This is a genomic window from Brevibacillus sp. SYP-B805 (assembly GCF_011059135.1).
Lineage (GTDB): Bacteria > Bacillota > Bacilli > Brevibacillales > Brevibacillaceae > Brevibacillus_F.
This window is the reverse complement of sequence record NZ_JAALGD010000004.1, coordinates 70,765-84,056: the sequence shown is the minus strand read 5'-3', so window position 1 is coordinate 84,056 and position 13,292 is coordinate 70,765. Positions and strand designations below refer to the sequence as shown.

The window sequence follows — 13,292 nt, the reverse complement described above, 5'->3', positions numbered from 1 at the left end:
GTGTTGACCACCTCCTGAGAATCATTTTTTACTAAAGGTTTTTTCCCAATTCATCCGCGTGAAAGAAATAATATTCATACAACAAAAAAAGCTGCGGCAGCTTGGAGACTGCCCAGCTTTTTCTTGGCAACTGCGGCTCCGCCACCGCTCCAGGCTCGGCGTTCGCCGCGTTTCCGCATCATCCTGCGGCCGCTTCCTTGTTCTCTTTCATCCGGGATACGTATTGCGCGTACCGGATGAGATTGGAGAGTGAAGCGCGGCGGATGGTGGGTTCGTCAAATTTTTCCGGCTTGGCATTGGCCTCGAAGAACCAGAGACGCCCATCCTTGGTGAGTCCCAAATCCATGGACATTTCGGCCAGGCTGTCCAGCTCTTTGTCCAGGCAGCGTGCGATGGTGAGCGCCGTCTGTTTGACGGTTTCCATGATGTGCGCTTCCTGCTTCGGGAACAATTGGCCCAGCACCTTTTGGGGGGATTGGATCGAGCCGCCCCTCGGCACATGGGTGGTGATGCTGTTCGCTCCCGCGTGCCGGATGCCGATGCCGGTCACCCCCCATACCCCGCTGCCGTTTTTCTGCACCAGCACGCGAATGTCAAAGGGGCGTCCCTTGTAGTGCGCCAGTCTGATTCCCTGCTGGATCAGGTATGGTTTGTTCCTGATCCGTTTTTTGACAAAATCCCAAACCTCCTCCAGCGACGAGAAGTAGCGGGTGATGGAGCGCTGTTCGTGGACGCGCCGCAAGCGCCACCGTTCGTTGTGTTGATCGAGCCGCATGATTCCCTCGCCGGCCTTGCCCAGCACGGGCTTCAAATAGAGGACCGGGTGCTTGAGGGTGAAGAATCGCAACCTGGCGTATGAGTCCAATCTTTTCGTATCCGGCAAAAAGGGGGCCGCTTCGGGATTGCCATCCAGCAGGTGGAACAGCGTCTGCTTGTTGAAGAAGCGCCGGTTAAACAGCGTGATGTTCGGGATGCTGGCCAGCTGGTCCAGGGTTTTCCTCACTTCGCTCTGTGTTTCCCATTTCCGGCTGGGGATGCGGTTATAGACGACATGAGGGAACGGCAGGGTGGCTTCCAGCCAGGCATCCTGCTTGTCGTCGTACAGGAAACCGCGTATTTTCTGCCGGGTCCAGTCGATCCCCCCCGGTGTGAACACATAGACCAGGGCGCCCAGCTTCTTACCGGAGAGAAAGATATCCCGAAAGTTCTCCCGGTTTCCGCGAAATCCCATGCCGTATCCTACCGTCAGGATGCCGATCAGCGGTCCGATGGCAAGCCGGTCATTGGCGATTTTCCAGCGGACTCTCGTGCGGATCCGGCCTTGCTGCAGCGGGGGTAAACCGACGTACAGGTGCTTTTTCTGTGCGAAAGGGCCCACATGCGCGACGATGCGGCGGCCTTTGCCGGCGATTAACGGCAGTCGTCCGGCTTGCAGGTACCATTTGTCGGCCGGAAGTATCGTTAACCACCCGGTACGCGACTGGGGCATCGGAATTCCTCCTTCCTTTTCCACACGGGATGTGATCAGAAATTGGCCAGATAGCAGCTGTAATCGACAAGCAGGCTCCGGGAAATTTCATCGGCCTGTTTCAGGCGGGAGTGTTTGAAAATGGAACGGCCGGGCTTGGAATTGGCTTCAAACATCCAGACATGGCCATGGGTGTCGATCCCCATGTCCAGACCGAGTTCGCCCAGATAGATGCCTTTTGCCTGTTCGATCGCCGTGGCCAGGCGGATGGCGGCGTGAGCGATGCGCTCCTGAATCAGGTTTTTCTGCCGGCCAAACAGGTAGGCGAGCAGGTCTTCGCCGGGAATCACGGTACCGCCTGTGCGGACATGGGTGGTGACGCTTCCCGAGCCGGCCACCTTGGCGGCCATGCAGGAGACCACCCATTCATTTTTCTGGTTCTTGTGCAGATGCACGCGGAAATCGAACGGTCGGCCCTGATAGGTGGCCAGATGAATGCCCTGTTGGATGAGATAGGAACTAACCTTGCGGGTGCGGAAAACATGCTGATAGAGAGATTCCAGCTTGCGGAAGCGCCGCTTGATGTTGCCGGAACCGGTATGGTACGAGACATCGTATCCCGAACCGGGGACATGGACCACTTTGACGATGCCGTAGCCGAGGCTGCCGTCCTTGGGTTTGAGGTAAATCATCCGGTGCTTGTGCAGCATGGTTTTCACTGTGCGCAGGGAGGGAGAGGGGTAGGTTTCCGGGATGTGCTCATTAACTTCCGGATTGGGATACAGGAGTTGATGAACTCCCCATTTGTTGAAGAAGCCCTGGTTGAACATCGGCAGATTGTCGTAATGGGCCAGGCGCAGTTTGAACTGGCGGACGCTTTCCTGCCGCTCGGCCCCGCGCGACGGAATGCGGTCATAGATTACATCAGGCAGGGGGGTGGTCAGTTTTTTCCACTGATAGCGCCCGGTTTTGGTCGGGCGCAGAAACCATCCCCTGACCCGGTTTTCTCGCCAATCGACGTCATCCGGCGTAAAAATGAAGTAAAAGACCCCCTTGCCTTCCTGAGCCAGAAGCAGCTTGTAAAAAAAGGAGTGGCGCGTACCGATGGGGTTTTGCGGACGATTGCGCAGGCCTGTCGTGACGATGCCGATGGAGGGGCCAATCCGCAGGACGTCCCCTTCTCTTTTCACATGGATGTAACCGCCATGCGGGATGCCCAACTCCGTTCTGAGTGCGCTGGTCACTTTGATGGTGTTGCTGTTCGGATTTCGTTTGTCCTGATAAACGGTGGCGACCACTTCTCGTTTCCCCAGAGATAGGGTGATTTTCTGGTTGGGGCGAAGCTGCAGCCTTTGACACAGGTGAAGCGGTATGACAATCCCAGTCAGATGAGGATACGACAGGAAGCGAAGCTGCACTGTGATTGAATCCATACAGTTAGTAACCTCCTACACGCTCTTTCATGAGATAGTGTGCGTACCTGACCGGTTGGGTGAGGGAGCGGAGTCTCGCTGTCCGGTCTGCGAGCTGGCGAAACACGTTTCTGCCTGGTCTGCTGTTCACTTCAATGAGCCATACATGGCCGTTCGTATCGATGCCGATGTCGATGCCGAGTTCAACCAGGCGGCCATGCTGCTCTTCCAGAATAGGAGGAAGCAGTTGAACGAGCTGTTCGATTTCATGTTCGATCCGGATGCGCTGCTCTTCCGGAAAGATGCCGGCGAGAAAATCGGACAACGGGGCCGCCCTGCCTCCGCCGTGCAGGTTGGAGGTAATGCTTTTCTTGTCCCCGATGCGGACGGCTTTGCCGGTGGTTTGCCATTGGCCGATTCCGTTTTTCTGGACGAGGACGCGCACGTCATACGGCACATGATCGGGTGTGTGGAGCGTCAGATAAGGCTGCAGCAGGAAGCTTCGGCCGCCGACGAAACGGGTGACGAAGGTTTTGAGCCCCGCCTCGGTGCGGAAAGCGCGCTGGAACGGTTTGTTTTCCTGCCCTCTCCCGCAGACGGTGTATCGCCCGTTCTCCCTGCTGATGCGGACCACCCCGATGCCGTGTGTGCCGGCGGACGGTTTGATCACGGCCGCTCTCTGGCGTTTCAACAGGGAAAAAAGCGCCCCCATCTCAAACGGTTGGGTCTCCGGCAGCCAGCGCTTCAGGGCAGGCGACCGGGATAAAATCCGGTATACCTGCCATTTGCCCGATAATCCGTGCCCCAGGAAAGTGATGGACGGGTCTTTTTGCAACTTCTCGATAAATGGTTTATAGTGGCGGTATGACGGGCCGACAAAGCAGCGGTCATAGACGGTGTCGGGCAGCGGAAACGTGCCTTTTTTCCATTTCCCCTGCCGGTATGCGTAGCCGGTCACCTGTCTGGATTGAAAATCGACCGCCTGCGGAGAAAAGACAAAGACACGGATGCCCCATCGGTGTCCAAACAGCGTCAGCTTTTTATAGTAGGCTTTCTCCATGAAGGTGGGGCCGTTGCAATACGTCATAATCCCTAACGTTTTCTCCTTGTTCGCCATGGAACGTCACCTGCGTTTGCGTTTTCTCTTGTTGGCTTTCGCGGATGCCGACTTCCGCTTCAGGGGAATGGGAAAGCCGCTGAGATAAGCGGCATAATCAAGCATGCGCACGACGGATGGACGGGGACGGCGGCGAGGAGGGGTCACTCCTGCCGCCGCCGACGGCTGCTGGACAGCCGAGTTTGCTTTGGAGGGCTTGCTGTTTACCTCCAACAGCCAGATGCGGCCGTGGATATCCACGCCGAGGTCGATGCCAAACTCGGCGTAATGGCCCTGCAAGGTTTTCTCAAGCAACCGGGCCAGCCGGAGAGAGACCTTTTTCAGCGCCTCGGCCGACACCGGGCCGGACAGCATGGGGCCGCAGATCCGCAGCGCCTGGGAAGCCGAGACCATGGTGCCGCCGCGGGCGATGTTGGAGACGACCATGTTCCGGCCGAGGCGGGCCACCATGGAGCTGACGGCCCACTCGCCGCGTTTTCCTTTTTGCACCAGGACGCGAAAATCGGCCGGATTGCCGTTCACGCCGATCAGCTTCAATCCCTGCTGCAGGATATAAGGGGTGCCTTTGATCCGCTTCTGCAGTTCGCCGTGCAGGGCCTTCAGCGAGCGGAAGCGTTGGATGACTCCGCCGCCTGCGGAGGGACGAATCAATTGATAACCGGACGAACCGGCGCGAATCAGGTAAATTCCGCGCCCCATGCTGCCGCTTGCGGGCTTCGCATAGACGGAGCGGTAAGCGGCAAGCATCTCTTTCAGATCGTGATGCCCGTGATAGCGAATCGTTTTGGGCAGGTGATTGGCTGCGTCGGGCTCGTTCTGCAGCGCTTGGTGCACGTGCCATTTGTTTAGAAACTGCTCGTTGAAAAAGGGGATGAACCGCTCCTTGCACCGCTCGACCCAGCTGTGGACCTGATCGCTTTTCTCCGATTTGCGGGAGATCAGGCGATTGTAGATACACTGTGGCAGCGGCAGGGTGGCGGCGTGCCAGGCTCCGTTTTGGCGGATCAGCCCGTGGACCGTTTCGGTATCCCAATTCACGTCTTGCAGCCGGAGGGCGCAGACGACGCCGCCGCGGCAGGCGTCGGCAATCTCGTTGAGAAATGGGGTAAAGGTGCCGAACGGGGTGGGCGATGACTGCGAGTACCGGGAGACGAGGATGCCGATGAGCGGGCCGAAGACCAGGCGCTGTTGGCTTGCTTCATAACGCAGCAAGAGCGGCACGTCGGTCGGAATGCGCAGCGCGTACACAAGGGAGGGGCGAAGCACGGCGATGTCTTTCTGTCCGTATCCTTTTACCCGCCCGGTTACCTGTTTGCTTCCGAACTGGAACGTAAGCGTCGCCTGCGGAATGTGCAGCCGGCTGCATACGCTGCGGGGGAGATAGAGATCTGTGTCGGCCGATTTCGGTTCGAGTGCGCGAACGGTAGTCCGAACGTACAACATACAAATCCCCTTCCCGTAGGCGTTAGGTTAGTCTATCTTATGAGAGCCTATTATTTTTGGTTCCTTTGCAAGAGAGGTGTTGGAGATGTCCCCTTGGCTGCTGGTAATATTCAATATCGCGATCGGATCGGTGATAGGCGGCGTGACGAACGAGCTGGCGATCCGGATGCTTTTCCGCCCTTATCACCCATGGAAAATCGGGCGTTTTCGCGTGCCGTTTACCCCTGGGCTGATTCCCCGGCGACGGGATGAAATCGGTGTCCAGATGGGCCGGTTGGTAGAGCATTATCTGCTTACCCCGGCAGGTATAAAAAAGGCGGTTGCCCATGCGGATTTGGAGGCGGGTCTGCAGGAATGGCTTGTCGGCACACTGGACCGCTGGCTGGATCATGAACAAACCTTGCGGGAGCATCTGCAGCGCTGGTTCCCGGCGTTGTTTGACCAGGACGGCCGGTGGAGCGAGCTGGTGAGAGGGCCTGTCCGCAAGCAGTGGCAGGGCTGGTTCGAGGAGCTGCTGCGCCAGCAGGGGGAGAGGCCGCTGCACAGCCTGCTCTCCCCGGAGGCCAGGGAACGCCTGGATGAAGCCCTGCAGGCACTGGGGAAGCTGGTGCTGGAGCGGTTTGCAGACTATCTGCGCTCCGAGAACGGCCAAAAGGATGTCCAACGGATGATTCGCGCTTTGTTGGGCGGGGGCGGCGGCATGTTTGGCGGTTTGGTCGGCATGTTCCTGGGCGATGAAAAGGTGGTCGGCAGGCTTCTTCCCTATGTGGAGGAGGCGCTGACCAGCCCGCAGCTGGCGGAGCGGCTGTCAGCCCTCCTCCAGCAGAAAGCGGACAAGCTGCTGGCGAAGCGGGTGGCGGACGTCGCGGCCTGGATCGGGGAAGAACAGCTTGCCGCGTGGGCGGACAACCTGTTTGCCAGACTGGAAGAGAAGAGTCTGGCCTGGCTCGATCAACCCGCTTCCCGCTGGTTCGGCCGCTTCCGCCAGCCCGTCGCGGAGAAGCTGATCCCGCGCCTTGCCAACTGGGCCATCGGGCTGTTGGAAGAGAACGTGGAGCGCCTGTTGGCCAAGCTGTCCATCACCGAGATCGTCAGACGGCAGGTGGAAGGCTTTCCGCTTGAGCGCGTGGAAGAGATGATCCTCGGCGTCACCGGCAAGGAGTTTCGCATGATCACCATCCTGGGCTTTCTTCTCGGGGGACTCATCGGGCTGATCCAGGGCGTGTTTTACCTGCTTTGGTAACGGCGGCAAATTGAAAAGAAATTGTAATTCCCTTGTAATATTCCTGTAACAAAAGAGGGATAAGATAAAAGCACGATGAAAACCCCCTTGATGATATATACCTGTTGGGAGTAGCGAGCAAGGAAAGCTGCTCTTTTTTTTTGTTTCCCGTTCAGTTATATTTGTCGAAGGAGGGCAATACAGTACGGTACGAAGCAGATGCAACGGCATTGATAGAATAGAAAAGAGAGGCAAGGGAAGGGGGAAGATGAATGGCAACCAAGCATGAACAAATTTTGCAATATATCGACCGCCTCCCCGTCGGGACGAAAATCTCCGTACGGCAAATCGCCAAAGACCTGGATGTGAGCGAAGGAACCGCCTACCGGGCGATCAAGGAAGCGGAAACGCAAGGATATGTCAGCACGATCGAGCGTGTCGGGACGGTGCGCATCGAAAAGAAGCAGAAAGAAAACATCGAGCGCCTCACCTTTGCCGAAGTGGTCAATATCGTGGACGGCCACGTTCTCGGCGGCAAGGAAGGGCTGCACAAGACGCTGAACAAGTTCGTCATCGGCGCGATGAAACTGGAAGCGATGATGCGCTACGTGGAGGCGGGCAGCCTGCTCATCGTCGGGAACCGCGATCAGGCCCACAAGCTGTCCCTGCAGCAGGGAGCCGCCGTCCTGATCACCGGGGGATTCGACACCAGCGAAGAGGTGAAGGCGCTGGCCGATCAGCTTGCCCTGCCGATCATCTCCTCCAGCTATGACACCTTTACGGTGGCCTCCCTGATCAACCGGGCGATCTATGACCGGCTCATCAAGAAAGAGATCGTCATGGTGGAAGACATCCTGAAGCCGCTCGCAGAAACGCCCATTCTGCATCCCTGGGATACGGTGCAGCAGTGGCACCAGTTTACCGAATGGTACCGGGAAACACGGTTTCCGGTGGTGGATGAGCACATGCGGCTGGTGGGGATCGTCACGTCGAAGGATATCATCGGCCACGATGAAACCGTTCCGATCGAGAAAGTGATGTCCAAAAATCCGATTACCACGTCGCCGCGCGTCTCGGTGGCCTCTTCCGCCCATCTCATGGTGTGGGAAGGGATCGAACTGCTGCCGGTGGTGGATCAATACAAGAAGCTGGTAGGCGTCCTGAGCCGTCAGGACGTGCTGAAGGCCCTGCAGTACATTCAGAAACAGCCCCAGATGGGCGAAACCTTCCCCAACCTGATCATGAACCACTTCCGCGAGGAGAAGCAGGCGGATACCCTGTATTACCACGGGGAAGTGACGCCGCAGATGACCAACCATCTCGGGACCATCGCGAGCGGCATCCTGACCACGGTGATGGTGGAAGCGGCCTGCAACCTGCTGCGCCTGCACCGCCGCGGGGACATGGTGCCGGAAAACATCACGGTCTACTTCCTGAAGCCGGTGCAGATGGAAAGCGAGATTGAAGTGAAGCCGCACCTGCTGGATATCAGCCGCCGCTTCGGCAAAGTGGAGGTCTCGGTCTTTCATGCGGACCAGCTGGTGGGACAGGCGATGATTACGGCGCAGATTATCGAACGATAACGGAAAACATGACAGGACGACAGGGAGAAATCCGCGGGTCGTCCTGTTTGTTGTCTTGAAAAGTGGATGGCGTTTTCAAATTTACGAACTGGTGTTTTTTTGACGTTTCTCTTCTGGTTCCCCGTATAATCCAACCCCGGCGTTTCTATCATCTTCCTGGTTGTCACGGATTGTTTTTTGCAGCACAAAGGAGGACATGGTGAGGAAGAGCGCGCTTACGACATAGTAACCTTTGACAGGAAGACTGGCATCCAATGTGTAAATGCCAATAAACATGGCAAGGAAAGACAGCACAAAGGATGCCCACGCTAAAAAGGTAAAAGCAGGAGTATTGCGGCGATGCTTCATGTTTTTTCCCCTCTCAAGTGTAATGTTGGTCGATTATCATTTTATCAAATCTTTCCAATATTCCATACTATTTTCCGTGATGTTATTTTCTCTCAACGATTGGACTTCTCTCACCCCCATGGCTATTTGACAACCAACCATCACTTTTATTATTATCTAATTAAATATTCATCTAATTTACATGGAGGTGAATGATTGTGCAGCTGCAGCGCATCGTCAACTTTTACAAAACCCTGGGCGATCCCACGCGCATCCGCATCCTGGCTTTGTTGGCGAAGGGACCACTGCACGGGCAGGCGCTGGCCGGCAAGCTGGGGGTAACGCCGCCCACCATTACCCACCACATGGTCAAGCTGCGGGAAGTTGGGCTGATCTACGAACGACGGGAAAAAAACACCATCTATTTCTACTTGAACGACAAGAGCCTGAAGCGGGATGTCCAGGCGATTCTGGATGTCGTCTTCAAGGGGGAAGGGCTCCTGGAGGAACATGGAGAGGAGGGAAGAAGCATGAGCGCATTGGAAGCGGAACGGGCGGCGGTGATTCAGAACTTTTTCACCGTGGACGGGAAACTGAAGCAGATTCCGGCCCAGCGCAAGAAGAAGCTGTTCGTCTTTGAGCACATGCTGAAAGGGCTGAAGCAGGGACGGAAGTATCCGGAAAAAGAGCTGAACGAGTACATCAAGCAGTTCCACGACGACTATGCCACTATCCGCCGCGAGTTTGTGATGAACCACTACATGTACCGGGAGAACGGGGTATATGAGTTGAATCCGCGGGAGATGTGGGCGAAACCGGAAGAACTGAAATGACAGGGAGGGAAGATGGCCGTTTCCCTGATGAAAAAGAAAAAGGACAACCGCAGGCATCGCAGCACGGTTGTCTGAAGCTATAGAATGTCACTGAGGCGATTATAGCGCGGCTGCCACCACGGCCGCCACCATAAAATTTTTGGCAGAGAAAAAAATGAACCCGGTCGGCTGCGGCCGGGTCAATTCTCCTGCTTCACAGCCTCCCGCCACTCCTTGCGCCAGGCAAGATAATTGCGTGTCCCCAGCACGACGTTCACGCCGCCGAGAAGGAGAAACACCACGGCGACCACAACCCGGGTGGTGGTCAGCGGTTCATAGGTAAACTGGTTGGTGCCAAAAAACAGCAGCAAGAGGCCCATGGCGACATTCATTTTTCCCAGTGTCATGCGCGCCGCCAGCGGATGCATGTCCCGCCTGCGGGCGGTGACGCTGTAATAGACGCTGGCTACCAGCGAGGCGAGCACACCGGTCAGGTACAGGGCAGTCCACATCGTCTTATCCCTCCGTTATCATTTCCCTTCTCCATCCTACCGGAGATTCGCTTTTCGCGCAAAATAGGAAGGGGATTTCAATGTTTAAGAATATCCAACGAGGAAAGCAAGATCAAAAGAAAGGCTTAATCAAACAAAAACGTAGTAAGATTCTTATTTTATCATTGGTGTTGCTGCCATTGCTGGTTCTTTTGTCGCGGGGACTCAATAATTTAGCAAGATAGAAGCAGCACAGACGCAAGAATCACAGATGTCTGATCTGGATTGGGCAAAGCATGTTGGGTAGATTGGTCAGAACCAACAAACGTATCAGCAACAGATTCAAGGAGATTTTTTGAAAATGGTTATGACCCAATTTGGTGATACATCCGCGAAAAATATTGAGAACCTGAACTTAAGGGATCGCCTTATTTGCCAGTATATCAAGCCGCAAAATTTTACGGGGTGATTCCTTGTGGATGTAAAATTAAAGCCCGTTCAACGCTGTCCCTCCAAGAGGGGGTCGAAATCGTCATGCTGGCGATTAATAAAAAGGCCGATGAACGAGCTGTTAGCATCGAAGATGTAGAAGCTTGGGTAGGAGTCAAGGATGGGGCTAATGCTCCATTGAATTACGAGAATGTTGCCAAAATGCTCAGGAAAATGGAAGAGGTATATGAAAGTAAAAAATTTAAGCTCTTTTCGCAAATATTGTTGTCAGTATGAATAAACCATTGTTCCCATATGATTCCAATTGAATGTATAATGAGAAAAACTACGATTAGGGTTAGGAAAATGTATAATGATGTAGATATTAGATACATCAGACAAGATGAAATACAAAAGTTATTGGATTTGTACAAGCATTTGCACAAAGATGACCCTGAGCTTAATGTGGATAGTATAAATTCACTTTGGGAACAAATTTGTAATGACAAAAATATGCATTACATTGTTGCCGAGAAAGATGCTCAATTGGTTGCATCATGCGTTTTGGTTATAGTTCCTAACTTGACAAGAAACGCTCGTCCTTATGGGTTAATAGAAAACGTGGTTACTCATAACGATTTCAGAAGAAAAGGATATGGAACTAAGGTATTAAGGAAAGCATTAAATATTGCTTGGGAACATAATTGCTATAAAGTAATGCTTCTTACAGGCTCAAAACAAGAGGGAACCTTAAAATTTTATGAGAATGCTGGATTTAAGATGGGCGTGAAAACAGGATTTATAGCTACACCATAGCCCCTCTACGCAATTTTGAATGTTTTGATGGTTATATGGTTAGCTCTTTTACAAGCATCAAGCACCATTGTTTGTTTGCAAAGTTTTTTACTCAGTTGTTTGTTCAATTCTAAAAAACGAAACCAAAATAAGTAATTGTCAATATATTTTGTGGCAACACCATTGAAACGTTCCATCCACTTTTTTAATCGTTGGTGATAAGCATTAACGTGCTGGATATGATAAACACCTTTTCTGACATGAACGCCCTTGTTGGCATTTATAATTTCGTGACTAATCCCTTTCTGTTTGGCAAATGCTTTGTAATTGGTCGCAGAATCAGTACAAAGGACAATCTCTTTGTCAAGATATTCACTTAAAACTTGATCGATTTCATCAGCCGAAATACGTCCACGTCCAGCCATTTTAGAAATAATATTTCCATTACGATCATGAGCGACAACAACACTTTTTTGTTCTTTGCTAATACCCCGTTTCGTAGCTTTACCGCCACGCTTACGGGGCTTTCGATATATAATGCGTTTCTTGCCTTTGTCACTTTCCAAGAAGTATGTCTCATCACTTTCAATAATACCTTTTAAAGTGGAGAAACCAAGAGAACGCAACGCATTTAGTATTTTATGTCGCCAATAGAAAGCAGTGGAGATATGAATCTCCAACTCTTCAGCGATTTTGGGCAACGTCTTGCCATCAACGTATTTCAGCCACTTGTGCGGATAATGAGTTCCCGAAATCGGGCTTGCAGTCATGTCATTAAACGATTTGCCACAATCCTTGCACAAATAACGCTGTCGAGAACGATACTTACCATTCCTTTTGAGAGCAATACTCCCACAATGAAAACACGCTAATCCATTGCTGAAACGAACTTCCCGAATCTGGTGAATCATCTTAGATATGTCTTCTTTTTCTTCTGGAAACAATGTATCTTTTATGGCTTGAAATAACCGCATTTGTTCTGTTTTAGACAAATCGGAGAAGTCTTCATAAAGACGTTTCCAATCCATTGTTTGTAAGCCTCCCAAAAGCTTTTACAATTTTTATAACAATTCAGCATAAATAGCAACAATATTTCAGAAAAGATCCAAAATTTAAGACACGAGGAGGCACGACTAATGCGAAAACAAGCTAATACTTTTCTTTTGACAACCCTGATTCTTGGAGTTATCTCATCCGTATCTTCTGTTCATGCAGAAGGTACCTTGCAAAAGGTTGAGGGGAAAGTGATTAAGGCTGTTTCTCAAGTACAGGCTGCTGCAAATCAAGAAAAAAATACTGCAACACAAGTTGCAGGAAAGGTTGCACAGGTGAAACTGTACCTTACCACCAATGAATACGCGAATCATCCTGCAAAAGTAGATATCGATTACGTACTCAAGAATAATCTGATGTGGAAGTTTTCCGATGGAACGTTCCGCCCTGAAGAAGTAATAACACAAGCGCAATTTGTAGCTAGTTTAGTCGCTGTACGAGGATTGAAAGATAAGACCCTGCTTCCAACCATTCCAGCTGGACATTGGGCAAAAGATGTTTATGAGAAGGCTGCTAAAGCTGGGATACTCAATGGAGTAAAGATTGACTTCAATAAACGGCTGACAAAGGAAGAAGTAGCAATGCTAGCTATGAACGCTTGGAAAGTTTATCGAGGGAACAAACCAGCTGGCGTAACATATTCAAGTGCATTGACAAAGTGGGGATGGATGCCAAAAAAAGGGACTTATCTAGGTGAGGTTCCGTACACAAGAGCTGACACCGCCATATTACTCAAAAATTTGCACGAAGACAGACTGGGTATAGAGTTGGCTGAAAAATATGTTAGTGATTTTCACAATGGGCTAAAAATATCGAATGGTGTCTTAAGTGGAAGATTACCCAACAATCAGCAAAATTTACTTTTTAAGCTTATTTTAATAAGTAAAGACTACCAAAGAACATCAATAACACCAGGAAGTGCTTTTTCAGTAAAGATTAGTGACTTAGCGCAAATGTACATTAATGTAACTAGCAATATAGACTCTTCAAACTTGTCACGTTATTCTTACCCGAAACTTCCTGATATTAGAGTAAGAACAGAAATGAGGCAAAAATTCGACTCGTAGGCAGGCGAAAAAAATGAGTGGCGATTGTATGTTCGCATCCCTGGACAAATGCGGTATAATGAAAGCAGATCAT

Annotated in this window: 13 protein-coding genes; 6 read left to right on the top strand and 7 right to left on the bottom strand. The window is 52.0% G+C overall.

What is annotated here, in order from left to right:
* Positions 1 to 178: 178 nt before the first annotated feature.
* From G3578_RS06750 to G3578_RS06735, 4 genes are read right to left on the bottom strand one after another with little or no spacing between them, the layout of a single operon-like run.
* Entirely contained in the window at positions 179 to 1,489 is a 1,311-nt protein-coding gene (locus G3578_RS06750) for a YheC/YheD family endospore coat-associated protein (RefSeq protein ID WP_165210466.1), read from the bottom strand.
* A 35-nt stretch (positions 1,490 to 1,524) separates the two neighbouring features.
* The gene (locus G3578_RS06745) at positions 1,525 to 2,901 is read right to left on the bottom strand and encodes a YheC/YheD family endospore coat-associated protein (protein ID WP_165210463.1); all 1,377 of its coding nucleotides are present in this window, start codon (positions 2,899 to 2,901) and stop codon (positions 1,525 to 1,527) included.
* A 4-nt stretch (positions 2,902 to 2,905) separates the two neighbouring features.
* Positions 2,906 to 3,997: a YheC/YheD family endospore coat-associated protein gene (locus tag G3578_RS06740; RefSeq protein ID WP_165210460.1), complete on the bottom strand. Its 1,092-nt coding sequence runs from the start codon at positions 3,995 to 3,997 to the stop codon at positions 2,906 to 2,908.
* A gap of 6 nt (positions 3,998 to 4,003) precedes the next feature.
* Entirely contained in the window at positions 4,004 to 5,440 is a 1,437-nt protein-coding gene (locus tag G3578_RS06735; RefSeq protein ID WP_165210457.1) for a YheC/YheD family endospore coat-associated protein, read from the bottom strand.
* 85 nt (positions 5,441 to 5,525) lie between these two features.
* On the opposite strand from G3578_RS06735, the gene G3578_RS06730 reads away from it, so the two are divergent.
* The gene (locus tag G3578_RS06730; protein ID WP_165210454.1) at positions 5,526 to 6,683 is read left to right on the top strand and encodes a DUF445 domain-containing protein; all 1,158 of its coding nucleotides are present in this window, start codon (positions 5,526 to 5,528) and stop codon (positions 6,681 to 6,683) included.
* Positions 6,684 to 6,934: 251 nt separating this feature from the next.
* Complete coding sequence (locus G3578_RS06725; RefSeq protein ID WP_165210451.1) at positions 6,935 to 8,245, top strand: DRTGG domain-containing protein; 1,311 nt, start codon at positions 6,935 to 6,937, stop codon at positions 8,243 to 8,245.
* 81 nt (positions 8,246 to 8,326) lie between these two features.
* On the opposite strand, the gene G3578_RS06720 is transcribed toward G3578_RS06725, so the two are convergent.
* Positions 8,327 to 8,593, bottom strand: coding sequence for a YiaA/YiaB family inner membrane protein (locus tag G3578_RS06720; protein ID WP_165210448.1), 267 nt, complete (start codon positions 8,591 to 8,593; stop codon positions 8,327 to 8,329).
* Positions 8,594 to 8,790: 197 nt separating this feature from the next.
* Between G3578_RS06720 and G3578_RS06715 the strand changes: the two genes are divergently transcribed.
* The gene (locus tag G3578_RS06715; RefSeq protein ID WP_165210445.1) at positions 8,791 to 9,405 is read left to right on the top strand and encodes a metalloregulator ArsR/SmtB family transcription factor; all 615 of its coding nucleotides are present in this window, start codon (positions 8,791 to 8,793) and stop codon (positions 9,403 to 9,405) included.
* A gap of 179 nt (positions 9,406 to 9,584) precedes the next feature.
* Here G3578_RS06715 and G3578_RS06710 read toward each other — a convergent pair whose 3' ends face one another.
* Complete coding sequence (locus G3578_RS06710) at positions 9,585 to 9,896, bottom strand: YtpI family protein (protein WP_165210442.1); 312 nt, start codon at positions 9,894 to 9,896, stop codon at positions 9,585 to 9,587.
* Positions 9,897 to 10,409: 513 nt separating this feature from the next.
* Here G3578_RS06710 and G3578_RS06705 point away from each other — a divergent pair.
* Together G3578_RS06705 and G3578_RS06700 are read left to right on the top strand one after the other, a co-directional pair.
* The gene (locus G3578_RS06705) at positions 10,410 to 10,601 is read left to right on the top strand and encodes a hypothetical protein (protein ID WP_165210439.1); all 192 of its coding nucleotides are present in this window, start codon (positions 10,410 to 10,412) and stop codon (positions 10,599 to 10,601) included.
* A 69-nt stretch (positions 10,602 to 10,670) separates the two neighbouring features.
* Entirely contained in the window at positions 10,671 to 11,120 is a 450-nt protein-coding gene (locus G3578_RS06700) for a GNAT family N-acetyltransferase (RefSeq protein WP_165210436.1), read from the top strand.
* Positions 11,121 to 11,125: 5 nt separating this feature from the next.
* On the opposite strand, the gene G3578_RS06695 is transcribed toward G3578_RS06700, so the two are convergent.
* Positions 11,126 to 12,127, bottom strand: a complete 1,002-nt coding sequence (locus G3578_RS06695) for an IS1595 family transposase (protein ID WP_165210433.1) — start codon at positions 12,125 to 12,127, stop codon at positions 11,126 to 11,128.
* A 108-nt stretch (positions 12,128 to 12,235) separates the two neighbouring features.
* On the opposite strand from G3578_RS06695, the gene G3578_RS06690 reads away from it, so the two are divergent.
* On the top strand, positions 12,236 to 13,219 hold the full coding sequence (locus G3578_RS06690) for an S-layer homology domain-containing protein (protein WP_165210430.1): 984 nt from the start codon (positions 12,236 to 12,238) through the stop codon (positions 13,217 to 13,219).
* Positions 13,220 to 13,292 lie beyond the last annotated feature (73 nt).

Coding starts and splice junctions, on each gene's coding strand:
- G3578_RS06740 (WP_165210460.1), bottom strand. CDS start 3,997: ATGGCGAACAAGGAGAAAACGTTAGGGATTATGACGTATTGCAACGGC.
- G3578_RS06745 (WP_165210463.1), bottom strand. CDS start 2,901: ATGGATTCAATCACAGTGCAGCTTCGCTTCCTGTCGTATCCTCATCTG.
- G3578_RS06710 (WP_165210442.1), bottom strand. CDS start 9,896: ATGTGGACTGCCCTGTACCTGACCGGTGTGCTCGCCTCGCTGGTAGCC.
- G3578_RS06695 (WP_165210433.1), bottom strand. CDS start 12,127: ATGGATTGGAAACGTCTTTATGAAGACTTCTCCGATTTGTCTAAAACA.
- G3578_RS06705 (WP_165210439.1), top strand. CDS start 10,410: ATGCTGGCGATTAATAAAAAGGCCGATGAACGAGCTGTTAGCATCGAA.
- G3578_RS06690 (WP_165210430.1), top strand. CDS start 12,236: ATGCGAAAACAAGCTAATACTTTTCTTTTGACAACCCTGATTCTTGGA.
- G3578_RS06750 (WP_165210466.1), bottom strand. CDS start 1,489: ATGCCCCAGTCGCGTACCGGGTGGTTAACGATACTTCCGGCCGACAAA.
- G3578_RS06735 (WP_165210457.1), bottom strand. CDS start 5,440: ATGTTGTACGTTCGGACTACCGTTCGCGCACTCGAACCGAAATCGGCC.
- G3578_RS06700 (WP_165210436.1), top strand. CDS start 10,671: ATGTATAATGATGTAGATATTAGATACATCAGACAAGATGAAATACAA.
- G3578_RS06725 (WP_165210451.1), top strand. CDS start 6,935: ATGGCAACCAAGCATGAACAAATTTTGCAATATATCGACCGCCTCCCC.
- G3578_RS06730 (WP_165210454.1), top strand. CDS start 5,526: ATGTCCCCTTGGCTGCTGGTAATATTCAATATCGCGATCGGATCGGTG.
- G3578_RS06720 (WP_165210448.1), bottom strand. CDS start 8,593: ATGAAGCATCGCCGCAATACTCCTGCTTTTACCTTTTTAGCGTGGGCA.